Source organism: Aquipseudomonas guryensis (assembly GCF_014164785.1).
Taxonomy (GTDB): Bacteria; Pseudomonadota; Gammaproteobacteria; order Pseudomonadales; family Pseudomonadaceae; genus Aquipseudomonas; species Aquipseudomonas guryensis.
In genome coordinates this window covers 1326138-1348756 of the sequence record NZ_JACJFN010000001.1, presented here as the reverse complement: position 1 = coordinate 1348756, position 22619 = coordinate 1326138, and the positions used below count along the sequence as shown (strand labels likewise).

The window sequence follows — 22619 nt, the reverse complement described above, 5'->3', positions numbered from 1 at the left end:
AAGCCAGGCAATACACCCCCATAGGGCTTCGCCCTCACTAGACAGGATTTCACATGTCCTTTGCCTCCCTCGGTCTCTCCGAGGCTTTAGTCCGTGCGGTCGAAGCCGCCGGCTACACCCAACCCACACCGGTGCAACAGCGGGCCATTCCCGCCGCGTTGCAAGGTCGCGACCTGATGGTGGCGGCTCAGACGGGTACGGGTAAAACCGGCGGGTTCGCCCTGCCGATCCTCGAGCGCCTGTTCCCCAACGGTCACCCGGACCGCGAACAGCGCCACGGCCCCAAACAACCGCGCGTGCTGGTACTGACCCCCACCCGCGAACTGGCCGCCCAGGTGCACGACAGCTTCAAGCTGTATGCCCGTGATTTGCATTTCGTCAGCGCCTGCATCTTCGGCGGCGTTGGCATGAACCCGCAGGTGCAGGCCCTGGCCAAGGGCGTTGACGTCCTGGTTGCCTGCCCTGGTCGCCTGCTCGACCTGGCCAACCAGCGCGCCATCGACCTGTCCCACGTGGAAATCCTCGTCCTCGACGAAGCCGACCGCATGCTCGACATGGGCTTCATCCATGACGTGAAGAAGGTCCTCGCCAAGCTGCCCGCGCAGCGGCAGAACCTGCTGTTCTCGGCGACCTTCTCCAAGGACATCACCGACCTCGCCGGCAAGCTGCTGCACAACCCGGAACGCATCGAAGTCACCCCGCCGAACACCACGGTAGAGCGCATCGAACAGCGCATCTTCCGCCTGCCGGCCAGCCACAAGCGCGCCCTGCTCGCCCACCTGATCACCCAGGGCGCATGGGAGCAGGTGCTGGTGTTCACCCGCACCAAGCACGGCGCCAACCGCCTGGCCGAGTACCTCGACAAGCACGGCCTGCCGGCTGTGGCGATCCACGGCAACAAGAGCCAGAACGCCCGCACCAAGGCCCTGGCCGACTTCAAGGCCGGCGAAGTACGCATCCTGGTCGCCACCGATATCGCCGCCCGCGGCCTGGATATCGACCAGCTGCCGCACGTGGTCAACTTCGAGCTGCCCAACGTCGAGGAAGACTACGTGCACCGCATCGGCCGTACCGGCCGTGCCGGGCGTAGCGGCGAGGCGATCTCGCTGGTGGCGCCGGACGAGGAGAAGCTGCTCAAGGGCATCGAGCGGATGACCAAGCAGCGCATCCCCGACGGCAACACCATGGGCTTCGATCCGTCCACCGTCGAAGTGGAAAAACCCGAAGTGCGCGGCCCGCGCCCGGAGCGCCAGCCGCGCGCCGATCGCCCGCGCCACGAGGCGAAGAAGCCGGAAGGCGCCGCCGTGGAAAAGGAAAAGCGCTCGAACAACCGCCGCGACCGCCTCAAGCCGCAAGGCCAGGCCAGCGGCGGCGAGCAGCAACCGCGCCAGGGCCGCGAGCCGCGTGCTCCGCGTGAGCAGCGCGAACCGCGCGCCACCCGCGAGCCGAAAGCGCCGCTGACGCCGCCGCCGAATCGTGATCCGGAAGAATTCCTCGACGACGAGTTCGACAACTTTGGCAACCGCGCGGACTACGTACCCGTGCCGGCCAAACCGCAAGGGCGCGCCAACCCGCGTCGCGGTGGCCAGCCGGGCCAACCCGCGCAGGGCCGTGGCCAGGGCAAACCGCAAGGTCAGGGCCAGGGACAACGCCAGGGTGGCGCTGGTGGCCAAGGCAGCGGCAAGCCGAAGAGCGGCCAACGCCCGCAAGGCCAGGGCCGTAACGGCTCCGGCCAGGGCCGCGGTGCTGGTGGTCCACGTCGCGATGACGTGCGCCAGGAGCGCCAGGAGCCTGCCGTGCAGACCAAGCAGCCACTGATCATCCGCAAGGGTGAGCGCCTGCCGACGCCGGAGCAGCTGGACAGCCTGGCTGCCAGCCGTCCGCGCGGCGAGAAGCCGGCATTGCTTACGCGCAAATCCGAGCAGGAATAAAGAACCTGCCTAGGATCTCTTGATCGTCGGCCATGCTGCGTTGCAATTGGGCTCGGGCTGCTCATTTACAGCTCGTAAACTCCGCGTCCTCGCCCAATTGCGCCTTGCCTGGCTCTAGCTCAAAAGATCCTAAAAAGGCTCTGATGCGTTTCACCTGCCCATGAAAAAGCCGGCGCTAAGCCGGCTTTTTCGTTTCTGCAAACTCACAACTGATCACGGGTTTCGCGAGCTAGAGCCAGGCAAGGCGCAATTGGGCGAGGACGCGGAGTTTACGTGGTGTAAATGAGCAGTCCGAACGCACGTTCAACACAGCCTGGCCGACGCGCAGCAAATCCGCGGCGGATTACTCGCGTACGCCTTCGACGGACAGGATCAGCTCGACTTCCTGGGAAGCCGGGCCGAGGTCCTTCTGGATGTCGAAGTCCTTCAGCTTGAGCGTGGTGCTGCCTTCGAAGCCGGCACGGTAGCCGCCCCATGGGTCGCTGCCTTCGCCGAGGAACTTGGCCTTGATCACCACCGGTTTGGTCACGCCGTTGAGGGTCAGGTTGCCGGTGATGTCGGCCGTGCCTTCGCCGGTCGATTTGACCGAAGTGGAGGCGAAGGTCGCGGTGGGGTTTTTCTCGACGTTGAGGAAGTCGCCGCTGCGCAGGTGCTTGTCACGCTCGGCGTGGTTGGAGTCGATGCTGGCGGTGTTGATGCTGACATTGACCTTGCTCGCTTCCGGCGCCTTGGCGTCGAAGCTGAAGCTGCCGTCGAAGTCCTTGAAGGTGCCGTACAGCCAGCTGTAGCCCAGGTGGCTGATCTTGAAGTTGATGAAGGCGTGCTGACCTTGCTTGTCGATGGCGTAGTCGGCGGCCATGGCCTGGCCGGCGAACAGGGCGGCGCCCAGGGTGAGGGCGGCGAGGGATTGCTTGAGCATTGTTCAGTCTCCTTGTGGGTTAGGTTACTTGCTGGCACGACCGAGCATGCGCATGAGCGTCGCATCACGGTCGATGAAGTGGTGTTTGAGGGCCGCCAGGGCGTGCAGGCCGGCGAAGATCACCAGCCCCCAGGCGAGGTATTCATGCACCAGGCCGGCGATATCGGCCTGGTCGGGAATGCTGGTCAAGGTCGCCGGAATCTCGAACAGGCCGAACACGCTGATGCCACGGCCATCGGCAGTGGAGATCAGGTAGCCGGAGAGCATCAGCACGAACAGACCAAGGTACAGCGCGGCATGGCCGAGCTTGGATGCCAGGCGGGTCAGCTTGCCGTGGTTGCTCGGCGCCGCCGGTGGCGGGCTGAGCAAACGCCACAGCAGGCGGGCCAGCATCAGGGCGAAGAGGGTCAGGCCGATGCTCTTATGCAGGTCGGGAGCGGTGCGATACCAGCTGCTGTAGTAGTCCAGGCCGACCATCCACAGGCCCAGGCCGAACAGGCCGAACACCACGAGGGCAACGACCCAGTGCAGCAGGATGCTGACCAGGCCATAGCGGGAACTCGAATTGCGCCATTGCATTGCGAAACGTCCGTGAAAAGCGATTGAGCAAGCCTAGCGGCAAATCCATCGATTTAAAGCGGAAAATTTCGCTTCGAAATATCGAGTAAATAGATAGTTAATACGGATGCGGCCAGGCTCGAATTAGTCCGCCGCGAGGCCGCAACGTTCAGCGGGCAGCGCCTGAACGGCGCTACACCATAGACAGGCGGCATAGCCCGGATGCAATCCGGGCTATGCGTTTACCCACCAAACAGGCGTGCAAAGAAGCCGGGCTTCTTGTCCTGCTTGGCCGCAGGCGTGCTTGGCGCAGCAGGCTTGGTGGCCTGCCCTGGCACGGTAATGGTCTTGCCGGCCTGCAGCTCGACCGCCTGGCTGGCGGCGCGCTGGCCACTGCGCAGGGCACCTTCGAGGGTGCCCGGATAGAGCGCATCGCTGTGCTCGCCAGCGAACAGCACGCGGCCCAGCGGCTGTTCCCACAGGCGCCAGTACTGGCTGATCTCGCCAGGGCCGTAAGCCAGGTAGGCACCGCCAATCAGTGAGTCCTTGCCGTAGCGGCGCAGCTCGTAGCCGCTGAACTGCTCGCGCGCGCCGGGGTAGTGTTCGTCGAAGCGAATCAGCACCTGGTCAACCATCTGCCGGTCGCCAAAGGCATTGAGCAGGCGGGCGTTGTCACCGGACAGGTTGATCAGCAGGTTGGCCCCGCCTTTCGCCGCCGGCTCGACCCACAGCATGCCCAGGCCCTTGTCGCTGAAGATCTCGCCGGACAGGCGCGCCTTGCCCCACACCGGTTTCTTGAACTTGAGCAGCATCTGGTCGCGCCAACCGTAGTTGATGTCTTTCAGCGCCTTGTGCTGCAGCGCGGTCAGCGTCGGCGTCAGGCTGATCTTGGCGAGCGCCGGCAGCGGCACGGCGAGCACCACGTAGTCGGCGCTGTAACCGGTGGCGCCGACCTTGACGGTGACCTTGCCCTGCTCCTGGACGATGGCCGAAACCCGCGCATTGGTCTTCACCTGCTTGAGCTGCTTGGCCAGGGCCAGCGCCAGCACCTGGCTACCGCCGGGCAGACGCGCGGCGCGCAGCTCGGCATCCGGCAGGCCGCGATAGACCCGCGCCTGCTGGGCCAGGTAGAGCAGCGACAGCCGCGACGGCTCGTCGTAGCGCGAGCGAATGCGTTGGTCGACCAGGGCCCGCGCGGTCGGCGGCAGCGCCAGCTTGTCCAGCCAGCGCGCGGCGGTCATTGCGTCCAGGCTTTTCAGGGTGTGGCTGGCCAGCGGGTTGAGCGGGTCTTCGATGGAGGCGGCCAGGTCATCCAGGCTCTGGTCGAAACGTGCCAGGGCTTCGCCGGTGCTCGGCGAGCTCTTGGCCAGGTCGGCGGCAGACTGGTAATGGCCATTGATCAGGTAGCCCGGCGCACGCACGTAGTCCGGTGCCGGCACGGCCTTGATCTTGAAGCGTTCGAGATAGGCATGCAGCGCCGGCTGCAGCTTGGCGCTGCCCAGCCACTCGCTGCTGGCCAGGCCGGAGCGCCCGCCGATGCTCGGCTTGGCCTCCAGTACGGTGACCTGCCAGCCCTTGTCCTGCAGCTCAACGGCGGCGGTCAGGCCGGCCAGGCCGCCACCGACCACGATGGCCGTGGGCTGCTTGTCCTTGCCCAGCGCCAGACTGCTGAAGACGGCTAAAACTATGAGTGCGGAAGCGCGCAACCAGACTGCGGACATGCGGAAAATCCCTGGGGCCAGAACGAGGGCGCGCAGGATACGTCAGGCCCCAGCGGCGGGCCAGACGTATCCGCTGAAGGGTGCTTGCACTTCCAGCAACAGTGCGCAAACAGCATCTGCTAGGCTTGCCGTCCCGAAGAAGGAGACCCCGCAATGAGCCTGAATGCCGAGTGGATGCAGCGCGACCTGGCCGTGCTCTGGCACCCCTGCACGCAGATGAAGGATCACGAGCGCCTGCCGCTGATTCCGATCAAACGCGGCGATGGCGTGTGGCTGGAGGACTTCGACGGCAAGCGCTACCTCGACGCGGTCAGCTCCTGGTGGGTCAACGTGTTCGGCCACGGCAACCCGCGGATCAACCAGCGCATCCGCGACCAGCTGGATAACCTCGAACACGTGATGCTCGCCGGTTTCAGCCATGCGCCGGTGATCGAGCTGTCCGAGCGCCTGGTGCAGATCACCCCGGCCGGGCTGAACAAAGTGTTCTACGCCGACAACGGCTCCTCCGGCATCGAAGTGGCGCTGAAGATGAGCCACCACTACTGGCTCAACAGCGGCCAGCCCGGCAAGAAACGCTTCGTCACCCTGAGCAACAGCTACCACGGCGAAACCGTGGCGGCCATGTCGGTGGGCGACGTGGCGCTGTTCACCGACACCTACAAGGCGCTGCTGCTCGACACCATCAAGGTGCCGAGCCCGGACTGCTACCTGCGCCCCGAGGGCATGGGCTGGGAAGAACACTCGCGCAACATGTTCGCCGCCATGGAGCAGACCCTGGCCGAGCATGCCCACGAAGTCGCCGCGGTGATCGTCGAGCCGCTGATCCAGGGCGCCGGCGGCATGCGCATGTATCACCCGATCTACCTCAGCCTGCTGCGCGAAGCCTGCGACCGCTATGGCGTGCACCTGATCCACGACGAGATCGCCGTCGGCTTCGGCCGCACCGGGACGATGTTCGCCTGCGAGCAGGCCGGCATTACCCCGGACTTCCTGGTGCTGTCCAAGGCGCTGACCGGCGGCTACCTGCCGATGGCCGCGGTGCTGACCACCGACAAGGTCTACGCCGCCTTCTACGACGACTACGCCACCCTGCGCGCCTTCCTCCACTCGCATACCTACACCGGCAACCCGCTGGCCTGCGCCGCCGCCCTGGCAACCCTGGATATCTTCGAGAGCGACAACGTGATCGAGACCAACAAGGCATTGAGCGCACGCATGGCCAGCGCCACCGCGCATCTGGTCGAGCATCCGCATGTGGCCGAAGTACGCCAGACCGGCATGGCCCTGGCCATCGAGATGGTCCAGGACAAGGCGAGCAAGACCGCCTACCCCTGGCAGGAGCGCCGCGGCATGCAGGTCTACCAGCACGCCCTCGGCCGCGGCGCCCTGCTGCGCCCGCTCGGCAGCGTGGTGTACTTCCTGCCGCCTTATGTGATCACCCCGGAGCAGATCGACTTCCTGGCCGAGGTTGCTACGGAAGGCATCGATATCGCTACTCGCCAGTCGACGCGCGTCAGCGTGGCCAGCGACCGCTACCCCAACCACCGCGATCCGGGCTGAGCCTGGGGTGGATGACGCGCAGCTCATCCACCGAGCTGCCAGATGGGTGAACGGATAAAGCGCCGTCCACTCTACCCCTACCCAGACCGCGCCGCTAAAATTCGCGCCTCTGTCCCAGGTTCTCGCCCATGCGCCTATCCCGCTTCTTTATCGACGCCCCGCTCTCCCTCGGCCAGCACGAGCTGCCGGAAACCCAGGCGCATTACATCGGTCGCGTCTTGCGCCACGCCGTGGGCGATGCCGTGCAGCTGTTCGACGGCAGCGGCCAGGAGTACCTCGGCGAGCTGATCGAAGTGGGCAAGAAGAACGTGCGGGTCGAGCTGCGCGAACAGTTCGCCGGGCAGCCGGAGTCCGCGCTACGCGTGCATCTGGGCCAGGGCCTGTCACGTGGTGAACGCATGGACTGGGCGATCCAGAAGGCCACCGAGCTGGGCGCGGCGGTGATCACCCCGATCGTCTCCGAACGCTGCGAAGTACGCCTGAAAGACGAGCGCGCCGACAAGCGCCTGGCCCACTGGCGCCAGGTGGCAATCAGCGCCTGCGAGCAATGTGGCCGCTCGGTCGTACCGCTGATCCACTCACCGGTGCTCCTCGCCGACTGGCTGCAACAGAGCGACGCCGACCTCAAGCTGGTGCTGCATCCGGTCGCCGAACCACTGGCCAGCCATGCCAAACCGACGACCCTGGCCTTTCTGATCGGCCCGGAAGGCGGCCTCAGCGACGCCGAAGTGGAACAGGCCAAGGCCGCCGGCTTCCACGCCGCCCGCCTCGGTCCACGGGTGCTACGTACCGAGACCGCGCCGGTGGTGGCACTGAGCGTGGCGCAGCAGCTGTGGGGCGATTTCTAAGGCGGATAGCACGGCCCCCGCCGGGCGCACGGCCTCAACTACCACGCCACAAAAAAGCCCGCCGAAGCGGGCTTTTTCGATAGCGGCACAGCTCAGATCAATCCGGCATCTGCCAACTTCTGCTCCAGGCCGATCAGGTCGGGGATCTTCACCACCGCCTCGCCGAGCTGCACCGCATCCAGCTCCAGCGGCGCCAGCGTTTCATTGGCCCGGGCCAGGTGGCCATCAACCTTCAGCGAGCGCGGGATCCCCTGCACCAGCAGGGCGATGAACTTGACCTGATCACGCCCACCAAGGGCGTTGAGCACTGCCACCCGCACACCGGGGCCGATCTGCGGTTGGCCATTGGAGGCGGCCTCGAACGACAGCAGTGGCAATTGCAGGTCGCGCCAGGCGATCTGACCGAGGAACCAAGCCGGCAGGCCCGGCGTGATCTGCGGCGCCCGGTAGGGAATCAGCTCCGCCAGCGCCACGTTGGGCAGCATCAGGGTGCGATCGGCCAGGGGCACCAGCAGGGCGGTTAGGTTGCTGGTGCTATTGGCGGTAGTAACGGCTTGGCTCATCGATCAATCCTTACAAAGGCGCAGCATGCGTCAGGCGCACTGTTTGGCCAGGTGGTTCACCAGCGCTTCGGCCAGCTCGCGCGGATCGCCGCTGTGTACGCTGTAGCCACCCTCGCGCAGGCTGTCTGGCATGCTCGGGCAGGCACAGCTGTCGGCGCGCTGGGTCCAGATTGCACCACCCTGGCGGCGGACATAGGCCGCGGCGGCACTGCCGTCGCTACCCATGCCGCTGAAGGCGATCACGCCGCAGTTACCGGCGAAGTGCTGGGCCAGGTTGAGCATCATCTGGTCGATGGAGGGGCTGTAGGGTTCCGGCCAGGCGCGGTCAGTGACCTGCATGGCGCCGTTGTCGGCAAAGCCCAGCTCGTGGGATACCGGCGCCACGACCACCTCGCCGCAGCGGATCGGGTCGCCGTGGCGTACCGGATTGACGTGCCACTGGCTGTGGCGGCCAACGGCCTGCGGCAGCGCGGTTTCGAAACTGGCACCGATGTGCTGGGCATAGACGAAGCCGATCGGCAAGCCGCCGGGCAAGGCGTCGAGGAAGGCCTTGACCGCTTCGGGACCACCCAGCGAGGCCGCCAGCAACCAGACCTGGCGGGCCGGTTCACCGGCCACCAGCGGGGTATCGGCCAGGGCGGCGGGCAGCTCCAGGCGACCGGGACGCTGCGCCTCAGCAAGCAGGGCTTCGAGGCCCGGGCCAATAGCCTGAGCTGGGTCACCGACCAGGCGCTTGAGCTTGCCGAACAGGCTGCGCTCCCAGCGCGGGTAGTTCTCCGAATGACGCTCAGGGGCATGCCCTTCGCCAAACAGCACCGGCGCATTGGAGCGCTCGAGCAGGTTATCGACCAGCGGCGAGTCCTCCGACTGCGCCAGGTCGACCAGCCAAAGGTCCGGCTCGCAAGCCGCCAGGGCCTCCTCGTCCAGACGGGCCGGGTCGCTGTTGAGCACCACGTGGTATCCATTGCCGGACAACGCCTGCTGCAGCACATGGCGCTGCAGCGAGGTATCGGCAATCACGGCAATCCTTGCAGCTGTGCGAGTCTCACTCATGGCGCTTGACCAACTTCTGGATGTTTTCGAGCAGATCGGATTCCTGGTACGGCTTGCCCAGGTATTCGTTGACACCAATCGCCATGGCCCGCTCACGGTGTTTTTCACCGGTACGCGAGGTGATCATGATGATCGGCAGGTCCTTGAGGCGTTCGTCGTGGCGCACCAGGGTGGCGACTTCGAAACCGTCCATGCGCGGCATTTCGATGTCCAGCAGCATGATTTCCGGCTTGTGTTCCTGCAGCTGGGCGATGGCGTCAACGCCGTCCTTGGCCGTCAGTACGTTCATGCCGTTACGTTCGAGCAGGCGGCTGGTGACCTTGCGCACGGTGACCGAGTCGTCGACCACCATGACCAGGGTCGGCCGTTCGGCTTCGATTTCCGCGGCGGTCTGCGGCACATGGCTGGCCAGACGCGGTTGCTGCAGCTGACCGAGCAAGTGCGCATGACGCACGCGGATGGTCGCCAGCAGGTCGAGAATCACCACCACGCGGCCGTCACCGAGGATGGTCGCACCGGAGATGCCGTGCACCGCGGCGAACTGCACGCCGAGGCTCTTCACCACGATTTCGCGCGAGCCGGCCAGGCTGTCAACCTGCACCGCCACGGCGTGTTCGCTGGAGCGCACCAGGATCACCGGCAGCGGCAGGCTCTGGCCGATCAGCTTGGGCTGCTGGCCGTTGTTCAGCAGGTCGCCGAGGTACTTCAGTTCGTAGGCCTGACCGGCGTACTCGAAGCGCGGCGCATCCGGCGCGTAGTAGGCCTCCAGCTCGTACGGCGAGACGCGCACGATACCTTCGATGGTGTTCAGCGGGATGGCGTACAGGTCTTCGCCGGAGAGCACCATCAGCGCGCGGTTGACCGACACGGTGAACGGCAGGCGGATCAGGAACCGGGTGCCCTCGCCCACGGTCGACTCGATGCTCATCGAGCCGCCGAGCTGCTTGACCTCGGAGTGCACCACGTCCATGCCGACGCCACGCCCGGAAATCTGCGTGACCTTCTCGGCCGTGGAGAAACCGGCCTCGAGGATGAACTGCAGGATCTCGTGGTCGCTGAGGTCGGAGTCGGCGTCCATCAGGCCGCGTTCGATGGCCTTGCGGCGTACCGCTTCGAGGCGGATGCCACCACCGTCGTCGGCCAGGGTCAGGAGGATGTCGCCACCCTCGCGGCCCAGGCTCAGACGAATGTTGCCGACCTCCGGCTTGCCATTGGCACGACGCTTGTCGGCCGGCTCGATACCGTGGTCGACGGCGTTGCGCAGCATGTGTTCCAGCGGCGCGACGATGCGTTCCAGAACGGTACGGTCCATCTCGCCTTCGGCGTTGCCGACATGGAATTCGACCTGCTTGCCCAGTTCGGACGCCACCTGGCGGACGATGCGGCGCAGGCGCGGCACCAGGCGGTCGAACGGCACCATGCGGGTGCGCATCAGGCCTTCCTGCAGTTCGGTGTTGACCCGCGCCTGCTGCAGCAGCAGGGTCTCGGCATCGCGGTTACGCGTGGCCAGGGTTTCCTTCAGGTCAAGCAAGTCGGAGGCCGACTCGAACAGCGCCCGCGACAGCTGCTGCAGCTGCGAGTGGCGGTCCATTTCCAGCGGGTCGAAATCTTCGTAGCCGGCACGCTCAGCCTCGGCCTGGTAGCGGCTGAGGATCTGTGCCTGGGTTTCGATATCGAGGCGGCGCAACTGGTCGCGCACCCGCTCGATGGTGGCTTCCATCTCGCCGAGGGTGAAACCGAAGTCGCTGACCTGCTGTTCGACCCGACCGCGGAAGATCGAGGTCTCACCGGCCAGGTTGACCAGGCCTTCGAGCAACTCAGCCGGCACCTTGACCAGCTCCTGCGGCGCGCGCTGGGCGGCGACGCGAGCGGCAGCTTCGGCGGCGCGCTCGACGAACGGCAGCACCTTGACCTGCTGCTGCGCCTGCGGCTTGCTGCTGGCGGCCACCAGCGGTGTGCTCAAGGCCACCGGGGTCGGCGCCAGGGTGCTCGGCTCAGGGGCGGTGAGCGGCGCGGCCGGCACTTCGGCGGTTTGGCTGTCGTCCAAGCGCTTGCGCAATTGGTCGAGTGCCGCCTGCAGCCCCTCGAAGCCGGACTGCACATCGAGGAACAAGCTTTCCGGCCAGGGCGCGCCCTGCTTCTGCGCCTCGGTCAGGTGCTGTTCGAGGTCGTGGCTGAGGTCACCGAGGACCTTCTGCCCGGCCAGCCGCGCACCGCCCTTGAGGGTGTGCAGAATGCGCAGCAGCTCATCGATGGCGCTGCCGTCTTCGCGATTGCTTTCCCAGCGGCCGAGGGCGGCTTCCATGGCCTCCAGCAGGTCGTCACCTTCCTCGAGGAAGATATCGAGAATCTCGGCTTCGGCGGCGGAGTCTTCTTCCACCACCGGTTGCAGGTGCACGCTGGAGGGAATATTCAGCTGCTCGGCGGGGTTGGCGCGAAACTGCTTGATGGTGGCGATCAGCGCCTCGCCATCCGGCACCGCGCGGTGGTCACGTACCGCTTCGAGCATTTCTGCCAGGCGATCGTGGCAGGCCTGGAGCAGGCCGAACAGATCAGTGCCGGCGCGCAGGCGACCATCGCCGACGCCTTCGTAGAGGAACTCCAGCTCGTGGGCTAGGTCGCCGATTTCACGAATCTCGGCCATCCGCGCACCGCCCTTGAGGGTGTGCAGGTCGCGTTGCAGGGCCTCGACTTCGAGGGTGTTGTCGACATCTTCCATCCAGCGCTGCAGCGCACCGCCGGCACTCTCGATGATATCGAAACCTTCCTCGAGGAAGATTTCCACCAGCTCCGGATCGCGCTCATCCTCCACCACACTCGGTGGGGCAACGACCGCCGGCGGCTCGACGGGTAGCTCAGTGCTTTCGAACGCAGGCAATTCGGCCATGGCCCAATCATCGACTGGCGCCACTTCGACGTCGGCCGGCAGATCCAGAATTTCTTCGCTGGCTGACGGCTCGCTGAGCATGGCGCTGTCATCCGGCGCCCAGGCATCGACCGGCAGTTCGGTCGCGGCGAGGTCTTCGACAGGCGCGGACTCAGCCGGCAACGGCTCGCTGCCCAGTTCTGGCAGGGCACCCTCCAGCGACCATTCGCTGTTGCTGAGATTGGGCAGGTCTTCCAGATGCGGCTCTTCGACCACAAAGGGAGCGGTCTCGACAGCGGTATTCACCCACTCGTCATTGGCCGGCGCGGACGAATCGTCCAGCTGAGGCGCGGTGAACTGCACATCGGCCAGTTCGGCCAGGTCCATTTCCGCAGACTCGGCCAGCTTACTGACCTGCGGGCTATCGACCTGACTCAGCTCGACCGCTTGCTCTTCCACTTGCAGCTCAGGCAGGGCTTCGGCTTCGGCTTCGGCTTCGGCTTCGGCTTCGAAATCAGGCTGCACGGCCACCGCAGCAGCGGACAAGCTCGGCGCAACACCACCCTGGCGGAAACTGCGGATCGCTTCGATCAACGCAGTGGAATCGGCCAGCGGACGGTTGCCCTGCAGCTGTTCGAGCAATACGGCCAGGCGGTCGTGGCTCTGCTGCAGCAGGCTGGCCAGGTAGGGCGAGTAGCTGAAGCGCCGGTCAACCAGGCCTTCGTAGAGCGATTCCAGCTCATGAGCCAGGTCACCGATGGCGCGAATCTCGGCCATCCGCGCGCCGCCCTTGAGGGTGTGCAGGTCGCGCTGCAGGGAAGACAGCGCCAGGCTATTGTCCGGCTCGCCCAACCAGCGATCCAAGGCCTGGCCGGCACTTTCCAGAATATCCACGGCTTCTTCGAGGAAGATTTCGACCATTTCTTCGTCGATATCTTCCGGCATGCCGCTGCTGACTGGCACGGGCTCATCGAACAGCGGTGCCGGCTCGCTGAACGCAACCGGCGGCTCGAGCTCTGCGCTGTCTACTACCGGCGCGACTTCATCTATTAGCGGTGTATCCAGCTCGGTACTTTCAAGTTCGGTAATCTCCAGGCTGGCAGCGGCCTCAGGCTCCAGCAGCGCCAGGGCAGCCGGGTCGATGTACTCAGCGAGCAACGCTTGCAGCGCCTCGACCCGTTCGGGCTGGGTGCTGACCTGCAGGCCGGCAGCCACCTGATCCATCATGCCGATCAGCACTTCATGGGCAGCCTCGGCTTCACTGAAGAAGCGCTCGCTGATCGCCAGACGACCTTCCTGGGCGGCCTGGTAGAGGGCCAGAAGGGCCTGGCACAGCTCGTCGATCTGCGGCAGCTCAGCCATTTCGGCGCCACGACCGAGGGTGGTCAACTCTTCCAGCAAGGCGCTGAGCTCTTGCTGCTCACTCGGATGTTCGCGCCATTTGCGCAACAGATCCTCGGCATCCAGCAGGATATCCATGCCTTCGGCGAGGAAGATGGAGATCAGCTGTGGATCGCGGGTCTCACCCTGTTCGTCGTGGCGCGCTTGATCGGCCGTATCCAGGCGTTCCTGATGCAGCTTGTGTACATCCGCCAGCAGCTCTGCAGCACCAGGGATCGGCGCCAACGGGTGGCTTTCCAGCTGCTCCAGGCCAGCACGGAACAGTTGTTCGGCCCGGTGCAGCAATTCGGCTTCGGCCAGATCCATGGGGATCAGGTTGGCCTTGAATTCCTTGGCCAGTTTTTCCAGCGGCGTGGCGATCTCGGCGATCGGCAGGATGCCGGCCATGTACGCACTGCCCTTGAGGGTGTGCAGGGCACGCTGCAGATCGTCGGTGACCGGCTGCGGCAGTTCCTGGGCGCAGTCGGCAAGAAAGCCGACCAGGGCATCCAGGTGGGTCTCCGCTTCATTGCGGAAAATATCCAGCAGCTGCGGGTCCAGGGCCTCGTCCAGCTCAACGAGAGCCGTCTGGATAGGCGGCACCACAGGATCCGGCTCGACCTCGCTTTCCACCACCTCGACAGCCGGCAACTCGCTCTCGACGCTGGGCGCCGAACCAGGGCCGCTTGGTGGCGGCTGCTGACCGCGCGCCAGGGCGTGGGCGGTAGCGGCTAGCAGGTCGACATCGTCGCGCTGACGTTGGGCGTGAGCAGCGAATTCTTCGACCAGGGCCGGCATCAGTGCGACCACATCCTTGACCACCTGCTGCACCGGCGCATTGGCCTCGATACTGCGGTCAAGCACGCGGTTGAGCAGGTTTTCGATCGACCAGCCCAGTTCACCGATGACCAGGGCACGCACCATGCGGCCGCTGCCCTTGAGGGTGTGAAAGGCCCGGCGAATTTCCGTCAGGGCATCCTTGTCGGTGGTGTCGGCACACCACTGCGGCAAGTACTCGCCAATGGTTTCCAGCACTTCGCCGACTTCCTCGACGAAGACTTCCAGCAGTTCCTCATCCACCGGCTCTTCGTCAGCGGGCGGCGGCAACAGGCTGGGTGGCACGTCCTGGGCGGGCGGGTTGATCGCCTGCACCGGAGCAGCCATCACATCGGCCATCGACATTGGCTTGTCGACCAGCGGAGCAGGGACTTCGACGGCGAACGGTTCGTTCGACAGCTCGACTTCCGGCAGGTCCAGTTCGGCGATTTCCGCCGTGTCCCAGCTGAGCGGCTCGTCACCGATTTCGTCGAGGTTCAATTCTTCCAGTTGCAGATCGCTGTCCGCGGCAACCGGCTCACTGGCCTCGGGCTGCAGCTCGGCAAGCTCCAGACTGGGCAATTCAGCGAGCACGTCCGGCTCGGTCAGCTCCAGCGGCGCATCCAGGCTGAGGTCGATGCCGGCGCCCAGATCGGCGCTGTCGGCTTCACCCAGACTCCAGTTGTCGTCGGTTACCAGCAACTCGGTATCGCTAGCCGGTTGTTCGAGCGCGGCGAACTCGCTGCTCAGTTCGTCCAGGTTGAAGGACGCGGCATCGCTAAGCGGCTCGAGATCGAGCGACTCCACCTCGGCCAACTGCAACACCGGCTCGGGCGCGACAACAGCCTGTGGTTCTTCGGCGGACAGCACATCGATGTCGTGCAGCGGATCGGCCAGGGGAGCAAAGGTTTCTGCCACCGGCTCGACACGATCGAGGATCGACGGTTTTTCCTTGAGCGGGTAGCCGAGGCTGTCGAGACTTTCTTCGGCCACATCGAGGATCAGGTCACCCTGGGTCGCGTGGTCTTCGGCCAGGCGCTCGAGGTAGTACTCGACGCTGGTGATGGCGTCGGCCAGGGTATCGAGGTTCTGCCAGTTGGGCACGGCCTTGCGCGCCAGCAACTGTTCCTGGATATAGCGGTTGCAGGCTTGCAGCAGCGCGGCGGCGCGGGTCAGCGGAATCATCGCCAGGCCACCACGAACCTGGGTCAGCAGTTCCGGCACACGGGCCAGGTGCTCATGGTTCCACTGCGAGGCGATGAACTCGATGATGGCGTCCTTGGCCTGTTCCAGCCCGGTACGCGCTTCCTTGATCACCAACTGGTGGATCTGCGCCACATCGGTGGTCGGCAGATGGCTCTGCTCGCCCTGACGATCATCGGACGGACCGACCATGCCAGCCAGGGTCGCTTCGACATACAGCAGGGCACCGGCGACATCCATCAGCACGGCATCGCTGGGTTCGCGCTGGCCGACGGAAAGACCATGTACCACGTCGAGCTGGTCGACGATCACCTTGCGCGGCTGGCCAAAGCCGAGCACCGCCAGGGTGTCAGCGATCTGCTTGAGCGGCGCCAGCAGGCCATCGAGCTCGGCCACCTGCTTGCGATCACTGCGCACGAACAGGTCGAGGCTGTCCTTGACCCGTACAAGCTCTTCGCACAGGGCGGCAACCACCGAACGCATGGCGTCACGGTCGGGGCCGGCCAGACGGGCGCGCTCCTCGTCGACCACTTCGCTGTCCGGCAGCGCGTCGTCAAGGCGGTATTGATCTTTCAGGGCCCGAATGCGCGGCGATTGCGCGGGAGCCTTGGCCACATAGAACAGCAGGTTCTTGGCCAGGTCATCCGGCGCGGCCTGGTTGATACCATCGGCACCCTGTTCGAGCAGGCGCTTGAGCTCCTTGTCGACCTGGCGCAGCAGAGTGCGCACCGAGGCGCCATTGGCCACGCTGCCATTGGCCAGGCCTTCGACCATGCCGGAAGCGATCTGCCACAACGGGCCGAGCGGGGCATCCTTGCACAGGCTTTCCAGGCGCGCGAAAACCCGCGCCATGTAGCCCAGGTTAGTGGCCAGATCCTGGTTGCGGATGACCCCGACCAGGGCCATCTGCAGCATCTGCCGCAGTTTGCGCAGCAGAACCGGCAACTCGGCGGTGCGCAGTTTGTCGAGAGAGTCGTGGGACAGGGCTGGCTGGCGACCGGACAGGTCCGGGGAAAACAGGCTGGTTTCCGACAGCAGCTTCTCGCCGCGCGCGGCGCGCAGGTCGTTGAGCAGCGGTAGCACCACCATCGGCAGATCGCGGCGCGCACTCTGGATCCGCTCCAGGTACACCGGCAACTGCAGGATGGCCTGCATCAGCACTTCCAGAGCCTCGCCCTGGTTGCTCACGCGGCCTTCCATCAAGGCCTGGGCGAGCTGCTCCATCTCCTCGGCGAGCAGGGCTGCGCCGTAGAACTCGACCATCTGCAGGGTGCCATGCACCTGGTGCACATAGGTCAGGCAGAAACGCATGCGCGTCGGGTCCTGCGGGTTCTCGACGAACGCCTCCAGGGCCTGGCGGGCCTGCTTCAGCGTTTCCGCGATTTCGCCTTTGACCCACTCCAGGGCGACATAGTCGTGCCGATCACCCATACCGACTCCACTCATATTCTTGTCTTAGCCCTTGCGGGTAAACGCCAGCACACGCTCGTCGGCCACCGGCACCAGATCCGGATGTTGCCAACCAACCACTTCCCCCACCCCGACAACCAGCAAGCCCCCCGGCGCCAGGCGTTCGGCCAGGCGGTTGAGGATTTCGCGGCGCCGCCAGCGGCGGAAATAGATCAGCATGTTCTGACAGAAGATAACGTCCATGCCGGTCAGGGGCGCCTTGCCCAGTTCCAGCACATTCAATCTGGCGAAACAGATACGTGCCGCCAGATCCGGCACTACCTTGAAACGTCCATCAACCTCGGTGGCGAAGTAGCGCTCACAGAGGTCTGCATCCATTTGTTCCAGCTTGCGCGCGCCGTACAGCGCTTCGCGAGCCTTGCTCAGCGCATTCAGGCTGATATCCGTGCCAGTCACGCCGAACTGCTGCGCACTCTCGGTTTCACGCAGCACTTCTGCTGCGCAGATGGCCATCGAGTAAGGCTCTTCGCCACTCGAACAACCTACGCTCCAGAGTGCCCAGGGCTGTTGCTGTTGATCAGTGGCCAAACGGCCGCGCAAATAACTGTCGAGTACATCGAAGGAGGGGCGGTGCCTGAAGAAGCGCGTCTCCTGCACGGTCAGACGATCCAGCAGGGTCGACCACTCCACCGCACCCCGCGGGCCATCGGTGACCATGCGGAAGTAACTGGCGTAGTCGGCAACCTCCAGCTCACGCATGCGTGCGCTCAGGTTGGTCTGCAGAAATGCCCGCCGCTGTTCGTTGATCACCACACCCGTGCGCTCTTCGAGCAGGGCCTGCCAGTCACGAAACTCCGCCTGTGACATATCGGCCAGGGGTTTCAAGGCCCAGACGCCGCTTGGCTGCATGCCGTGCCCCTCGCTCATGGCCGGGAACCCTGGGCAGCGACCTTCTCAGGCCGCTGCGCCTCCGATGATCAGACCTGACCGTCCGGCAGGGTGAAGCCGGACACCGACTTGCGCATCTCGCTGGCCATCTTGGCCAGGTTACCAATGCTCTTGGCGGTGGCAGTGGTACCGGCGGAGGTCTGCGAGGTGATCTCCTGGATCACGTTCATGGTGTTGGAGATATGACCGGCCGAAGAAGCCTGCTGACGAGCGGCGTTGGAGATGTTCTGGATCAGGGCTGCGAGGGTCTTGGATACCTTCTCGATCTCTTCCAGGGCCACCCCGGCGTCCTGCGCCAGACGGGCACCGCGTACCACTTCGGAAGTCGTCTGCTCCATGGAGATAACGGCTTCGTTGGTGTCGGTCTGAATCGTTTTAACCAGCGCCTCGATCTGCTTGGTCGCCGCCGAGGAGCGTTCTGCAAGGCGCTGTACTTCGTCCGCTACCACGGCGAAGCCGCGACCCGCGTCACCGGCCATGGAGGCCTGGATCGCGGCGTTCAGGGCGAGGATGTTGGTCTGGTCAGCAATGTCGTTAATCAGGCTAACGATGTCACCGATCTCCTGGGACGATTCACCGAGGCGCTTGATCCGCTTCGAGGTGTCCTGGATCTGCTCACGGATGTTATCCATGCCGGTGATGGTGTTGTGTACGACTTCGTTGCCCTTGTTGGCGATGGCTACGGAACGTTCCGCTACCGCGGAGGATTCCGAGGCGTTCGCCGATACCTGGTCAATCGACACGGCCATTTCGTTGATCGCCGCGGAAGCACCGGCGATCTCCTGGGCCTGGTGTTCGGAAGCCTCGGCCAGGTGCATTGCCGTGGCCTGGGTTTCCTGGGCGGCGGCGGCCACCTGAACAGCAGTCGAGTTGATCGTCACTACCAGATCACGCAGCTGGTCGATCGAGTAGTTGATGGAGTCAGCGATGGCACCGGTGAAGTCCTCGGTTACCGTTGCCGCTACCGTCAGGTCACCGTCGGCGAGGTCGGCGATTTCGTCGAGCAGACGCAGAATGGCGGACTGGTTACGTTCGTTCTTCTCGGCGGTCGAAGCCAGGCGGCGGTTGGTTTCACGCACCATCACCAGGCCGATCAGGATGATCGAGGCCAATGCCAGAGCGCCCAGCACATAACCGGCCAGGGTGTTGAAGTAACGTCCGCTGGCCAGGTTCTCGAAACCGCTGGTCAGGCCGGAAGCTTTATCCAGCAGGGTCTGAGATTCGCTGAAGATGGTGCTGGCGGATTCACGGACCTGGAACAGTTCCGGCGAAGTTTCCAGAATCTCGTCCACCGAACCGGAAACGAACTGGAACAGCTCGGAAATCTCGGCCAGACGCTCGAGAGCATCCGGGTCGGTGACCTGGGAGATTTCCATGGCGGCGTTGCCTTCGGTCATCGCCTTGAGTACGCGACCGAACAGGCTGGCGTCACGACCGAACATGTCGGCGGCCTGCACCGAGTCATCGTCACCGGCCAGCACCTTGTTAACCGAACCGAGGATACGTTCGGCGAGCAGCGACTGACGCTGGGCCACAGACACCTGGGCTGCCGGCGCACCGCTCTGCAGCAGGATGTCGACAACTTCTTCGTACTCGACCTGCAGCTGCGGAATGGTTTCCGCCAGGGTCGCGGCTACCTGGTGCAGCGAGAGTACGGTCTGTTCGCTAGCCAGAATGGCGTCGGCGTTCTTGCGCAGGCTGTCCCAGTCTTTCTGTACCGCATCCATATCCGCCTGCATCGAGGCCGGAGCGGGAGGCAGGCCAGTCGCTTCGCTACCCTCGGTGAGGAAGCTCCAGCGTTCCTGGAAGCCGTTGCGCGCCTCTTTCAGCAGCGGGAAGGCTTCGGCCTTGCCGGTTGCCGCTTCGGTGGCGTTCTTCGCAATACGCTGGGACAGAACACGCAGCTCACCGGCGTGGCTGATGTATTCCTTGTCGTAGTTCGACTGGGTGTTGAGATAGGCGAAGTTGGCGAACAACAACACGATGGAAATGATCAGGACGATGAACAGTCCGGCGATCAGCGTGTTACTGCGCACACCTGCCAAAAGATTGCCTGCATTGATTTTTTTCATTATCTGGCCCCCGCCTGGACCGACCGCACTACGGTTCCCATGTAACGCCAAAAGGCCGGCAAATGCCGACCCAACCGAAAAACTTTAGATCGCCACGTCGAGGAAATCGTGGTGCTGAGCCAGCGCATGCGGGCTAAACACCAACCAGGGCTGTTCGCGCTGGAAGACGCCGTGGATAAAAGGCTGAATCACCGCTTCGAGCGGTGGCAACTGCTCGGAGAAGGTATCCACCGGAAAGTGCTGCATGCCGAACACTTCGTCGACTGTCAGCCCGGCGAACACTTCCTGGTGGTCTACCACCAGGACACGCCGCTGCTTGCGCAGCGGCGACAGTTCGGAACCAAAGAAACCGCACAGATCCATGACCGGCAACAACCGGCCACGTACGTTGGCAACGCCTTTGACCCAATGCTTCACGCCCGGCAACAAAGTGTGCCGCGGCTCATGCAGGACTTCACCGATTTCGCCCATGGGCGCCACGAAGTAGCGCTCGCCCATGCGAAAACCAATGCCGCTCCAGGTCTGCACTGCCTGCTGCTGGGACGGCAAGCCAGCCGCCAGCAACCGACAACGCTGATCGATTTGCACGAGGAGCTGGAAGGGGGATTGTGCGTCCGACATGCCGGCCTTGGCCTTTTCTTGTTATTGGGCGCTACGCACTGTCACGGCCTCAGCCGGCCAGTACCGCATTCAGAGTTTTCATCAGCGTGTCTTCGTCCACCGGCTTGGTCAGGTAGTCACGCGCACCCTGGCGCTTACCCCAGACCTTGTCGGTCTCCTGATCCTTGGTGGTCACGATGATCACCGGGATGTGGCTGGTATCCGCATCCTTGGTCAGCTGACGAGTGGCCTGGAAGCCATTGAGCCCCGGCATGACGATGTCCATCAGCACGGCATCGGGTTTTTCCTGACGGGCCAAGGCAACGCCATCGGCACCGTTTTCCGCCTTGAGTACCTGATGACCATGCTTTTCCAGCATGGCAGTCAGTTTGTACATTTCAGTCGGAGAGTCATCAACAATCAAAATACGAGCCATGGAGTTCCCCATACGGAATAGGCTTCACCGGCTTGTGGCCGGAAATCAGGAGGCTTGCTCCACCGGAACGAAGTCGGGGACATGCGTCTTGATGGCACCGAGCAGCTCTTCCTTGCTGAAGGGCTTGGTCAGGTACTGGTCGGAGCCAACGATTCGGCCCTTGGCCTTGTCGAACAGACCGTCCTTGGAGGACAGCATGATCACCGGGGTGGATTTGAAAGCACTGTTGTTCTTGATCAGGGCGCAGGTCTGATAGCCATCGAGCCGCGGCATCATAATGTCGACGAAAATGATGCTCGGGTGAGTATCGGCGATCTTGGCCAGCGCATCAAAGCCATCAACAGCCGTGATGACTTCGCATCCGACTTTTTTCAGTAGAGTTTCAGCGGTGCGACGAATCGTCTTCGAATCGTCGATCACCATGACCTTCAAACCCTCGGAATGCTGTTCCATGTCTGCCCTACCATCGCCTCGGTGAGTCATTATTCTTGCGTTATACAGTGTGCCTGAGGCCCTGCCACCGACGGGCTGCGACCCAATCGTCGGGCCTTTTTAGCACACTCTCCAGATGCAATCTATAAGCCCCGTCTTTACGGGGTTTCCCTTGACCGGCAGGGCCACCAGCGCCACCCTTGCGCATCGCAGTATGGCCGCCCTGGCCTATTTGCCGGATTAATTTGTGGAGGTTTGCCCCGATGAGCGTGCGCCTGGGGATCGTCATGGATCCTATCGACCAGATCAGCTTCAAGAAGGACAGCTCGCTGGCCATGCTTCTGGCCGCCCAGGCCCGCGGCTGGTCGCTGTTCTACATGGAGCAGAAAGATCTCTATCAGAACGCTGGCGAAGCCCGCGGTCGAATGTCCCCGCTGCGCGTCTTCGACAATCCACAAAAATGGTTCGAGCTGGATGCCGAGCAGGATAGCCCGCTACGCGATCTGGACGTGATCCTGATGCGCAAGGATCCCCCCTTCGACAACGAATTCGTCTATTCCACTTACCTGCTGGAACAAGCCGAACGCGCCGGCGTGCTGATCGTCAATCGCCCGCAGAGCCTGCGTGACTGCAACGAAAAGCTGTTCGCCACCCAGTTCCCCCACTGCATGCCGCCGACCCTGGTCAGCCGCAGGTCGGACATTCTGCGCGAGTTTGCCGAAGCGCAGCGTGACATCATTCTCAAACCCCTGGATGGCATGGGCGGCGCCTCGATCTTTCGCCACCGCGCCGGTGACCCCAACCTTTCGGTCATCCTGGAAACCCTCACCGCCCACGGCACCCAACAGTGCATGGCGCAGGGTTACCTGCCTGGGATCAAGGATGGCGACAAGCGCATCCTGATGATCGACGGCGAGCCAATCCCCTATTGCCTGGCGCGTATCCCGGCGCAGGGCGAGACCCGTGGCAACCTGGCTGCCGGCGGCACCGGCGAAGCCCGTCCGCTGACCGAACGCGACCGCTGGATCGCCGCCCAGGTGGGCCCGGTGCTGCGTGAGAAGGGCCTGCTGTTCGTCGGCCTGGACGTGATCGGCGAACACCTCACCGAGATCAACGTGACCAGCCCGACCTGCATCCGCGAGATCGACAAGGCCTTTGACACCCGCATCGGCGAGCGCCTGATGGAGGCCATCGAAAACAAACTGCAAGCTGCCAAGCTCAAGCCACAAGCTTGATCCAGCTAACAGCTTTGGATGCAAGACTTGCAGCGTGAAGCGCGAAGTCGGCAGACTGCGCGGCAATC

Annotated in this window: 15 protein-coding genes; 4 read left to right on the top strand and 11 right to left on the bottom strand. The window is 64.1% G+C overall.

The genetic code is table 11. From position 1 onward, the window contains the following. The first annotated feature begins 53 nt into the window (after positions 1-53). On the top strand, positions 54-1931 hold the full coding sequence (locus H3H45_RS06130; RefSeq protein ID WP_182832823.1) for a DEAD/DEAH box helicase: 1878 nt from the start codon (positions 54-56) through the stop codon (positions 1929-1931). 343 nt (positions 1932-2274) lie between these two features. On the opposite strand, the gene H3H45_RS06125 is transcribed toward H3H45_RS06130, so the two are convergent. The 3 genes from H3H45_RS06125 to H3H45_RS06115 form a co-directional block, all read right to left on the bottom strand. Next, on the bottom strand, positions 2275-2850 hold the full coding sequence (locus tag H3H45_RS06125) for a YceI family protein (protein ID WP_182832822.1): 576 nt from the start codon (positions 2848-2850) through the stop codon (positions 2275-2277). Positions 2851-2874: 24 nt separating this feature from the next. After that, a complete protein-coding gene (locus tag H3H45_RS06120; RefSeq protein ID WP_182832821.1) occupies positions 2875-3429 on the bottom strand; it encodes a cytochrome b in 555 nt (184 codons plus the stop codon). A gap of 221 nt (positions 3430-3650) precedes the next feature. Then, on the bottom strand, positions 3651-5129 hold the full coding sequence (locus tag H3H45_RS06115; protein WP_182832820.1) for a flavin monoamine oxidase family protein: 1479 nt from the start codon (positions 5127-5129) through the stop codon (positions 3651-3653). 153 nt (positions 5130-5282) lie between these two features. On the opposite strand from H3H45_RS06115, the gene H3H45_RS06110 reads away from it, so the two are divergent. Beyond that, positions 5283-6689, top strand: coding sequence for an adenosylmethionine--8-amino-7-oxononanoate transaminase (locus H3H45_RS06110; protein ID WP_182832819.1), 1407 nt, complete (start codon positions 5283-5285; stop codon positions 6687-6689). Positions 6690-6817: 128 nt separating this feature from the next. Next, positions 6818-7537, top strand: coding sequence for a 16S rRNA (uracil(1498)-N(3))-methyltransferase (locus H3H45_RS06105; RefSeq protein WP_182832818.1), 720 nt, complete (start codon positions 6818-6820; stop codon positions 7535-7537). Positions 7538-7629: 92 nt separating this feature from the next. On the opposite strand, the gene H3H45_RS06100 is transcribed toward H3H45_RS06105, so the two are convergent. The 8 genes from H3H45_RS06100 to pilG form a co-directional block, all read right to left on the bottom strand. Further along, complete coding sequence (locus H3H45_RS06100) at positions 7630-8100, bottom strand: chemotaxis protein CheW (RefSeq protein WP_182832817.1); 471 nt, start codon at positions 8098-8100, stop codon at positions 7630-7632. 30 nt (positions 8101-8130) lie between these two features. After that, entirely contained in the window at positions 8131-9153 is a 1023-nt protein-coding gene (locus H3H45_RS06095) for a chemotaxis protein CheB (protein WP_182832816.1), read from the bottom strand. Continuing rightward, positions 9146-16849 (bottom strand): Hpt domain-containing protein, encoded by a 7704-nt coding sequence (locus H3H45_RS06090; protein WP_182833137.1) that lies wholly within the window; start codon positions 16847-16849, stop codon positions 9146-9148. Before H3H45_RS06090 ends, H3H45_RS06095 begins: the two co-directional genes overlap by 8 nt. 24 nt (positions 16850-16873) lie before the next feature. Beyond that, entirely contained in the window at positions 16874-17737 is an 864-nt protein-coding gene (locus H3H45_RS06085) for a CheR family methyltransferase (protein ID WP_182833136.1), read from the bottom strand. Between the two features lie 68 nt (positions 17738-17805). Then, positions 17806-19848, bottom strand: coding sequence for a methyl-accepting chemotaxis protein (locus H3H45_RS06080; protein ID WP_182832815.1), 2043 nt, complete (start codon positions 19846-19848; stop codon positions 17806-17808). Positions 19849-19932: 84 nt separating this feature from the next. Beyond that, a complete protein-coding gene (locus H3H45_RS06075; protein WP_182832814.1) occupies positions 19933-20469 on the bottom strand; it encodes a chemotaxis protein CheW in 537 nt (178 codons plus the stop codon). A 49-nt stretch (positions 20470-20518) separates the two neighbouring features. Continuing rightward, complete coding sequence (gene pilH, locus H3H45_RS06070) at positions 20519-20884, bottom strand: twitching motility response regulator PilH (RefSeq protein WP_068824882.1); 366 nt, start codon at positions 20882-20884, stop codon at positions 20519-20521. A 45-nt stretch (positions 20885-20929) separates the two neighbouring features. Further along, entirely contained in the window at positions 20930-21337 is a 408-nt protein-coding gene (gene pilG, locus H3H45_RS06065) for a twitching motility response regulator PilG (protein WP_160077107.1), read from the bottom strand. Between the two features lie 242 nt (positions 21338-21579). Between pilG and gshB the strand changes: the two genes are divergently transcribed. After that, positions 21580-22551 carry a glutathione synthase gene (gene gshB, locus H3H45_RS06060; RefSeq protein ID WP_182832813.1) on the top strand — a complete coding sequence of 324 codons (972 nt, stop codon included), beginning with the start codon at positions 21580-21582 and terminating at the stop codon, positions 22549-22551. Positions 22552-22619 lie beyond the last annotated feature (68 nt).

Bases quoted from the DNA above. Each gene is read 5' to 3' on its own strand.
- H3H45_RS06080 (WP_182832815.1), bottom strand. From the start codon at position 19,848: ATGAAAAAAATCAATGCAGGCAATCTTTTGGCAGGTGTGCGCAGTAAC.
- H3H45_RS06100 (WP_182832817.1), bottom strand. From the start codon at position 8,100: ATGAGCCAAGCCGTTACTACCGCCAATAGCACCAGCAACCTAACCGCC.
- pilH (WP_068824882.1), bottom strand. From the start codon at position 20,884: ATGGCTCGTATTTTGATTGTTGATGACTCTCCGACTGAAATGTACAAA.
- H3H45_RS06105 (WP_182832818.1), top strand. From the start codon at position 6,818: ATGCGCCTATCCCGCTTCTTTATCGACGCCCCGCTCTCCCTCGGCCAG.
- H3H45_RS06120 (WP_182832821.1), bottom strand. From the start codon at position 3,429: ATGCAATGGCGCAATTCGAGTTCCCGCTATGGCCTGGTCAGCATCCTG.
- H3H45_RS06110 (WP_182832819.1), top strand. From the start codon at position 5,283: ATGAGCCTGAATGCCGAGTGGATGCAGCGCGACCTGGCCGTGCTCTGG.
- H3H45_RS06095 (WP_182832816.1), bottom strand. From the start codon at position 9,153: ATGAGTGAGACTCGCACAGCTGCAAGGATTGCCGTGATTGCCGATACC.
- H3H45_RS06085 (WP_182833136.1), bottom strand. From the start codon at position 17,737: ATGCAGCCAAGCGGCGTCTGGGCCTTGAAACCCCTGGCCGATATGTCA.
- H3H45_RS06130 (WP_182832823.1), top strand. From the start codon at position 54: ATGTCCTTTGCCTCCCTCGGTCTCTCCGAGGCTTTAGTCCGTGCGGTC.
- H3H45_RS06115 (WP_182832820.1), bottom strand. From the start codon at position 5,129: ATGTCCGCAGTCTGGTTGCGCGCTTCCGCACTCATAGTTTTAGCCGTC.
- H3H45_RS06075 (WP_182832814.1), bottom strand. From the start codon at position 20,469: ATGTCGGACGCACAATCCCCCTTCCAGCTCCTCGTGCAAATCGATCAG.
- gshB (WP_182832813.1), top strand. From the start codon at position 21,580: ATGAGCGTGCGCCTGGGGATCGTCATGGATCCTATCGACCAGATCAGC.
- H3H45_RS06090 (WP_182833137.1), bottom strand. From the start codon at position 16,849: ATGGGTGATCGGCACGACTATGTCGCCCTGGAGTGGGTCAAAGGCGAA.
- H3H45_RS06125 (WP_182832822.1), bottom strand. From the start codon at position 2,850: ATGCTCAAGCAATCCCTCGCCGCCCTCACCCTGGGCGCCGCCCTGTTC.
- pilG (WP_160077107.1), bottom strand. From the start codon at position 21,337: ATGGAACAGCATTCCGAGGGTTTGAAGGTCATGGTGATCGACGATTCG.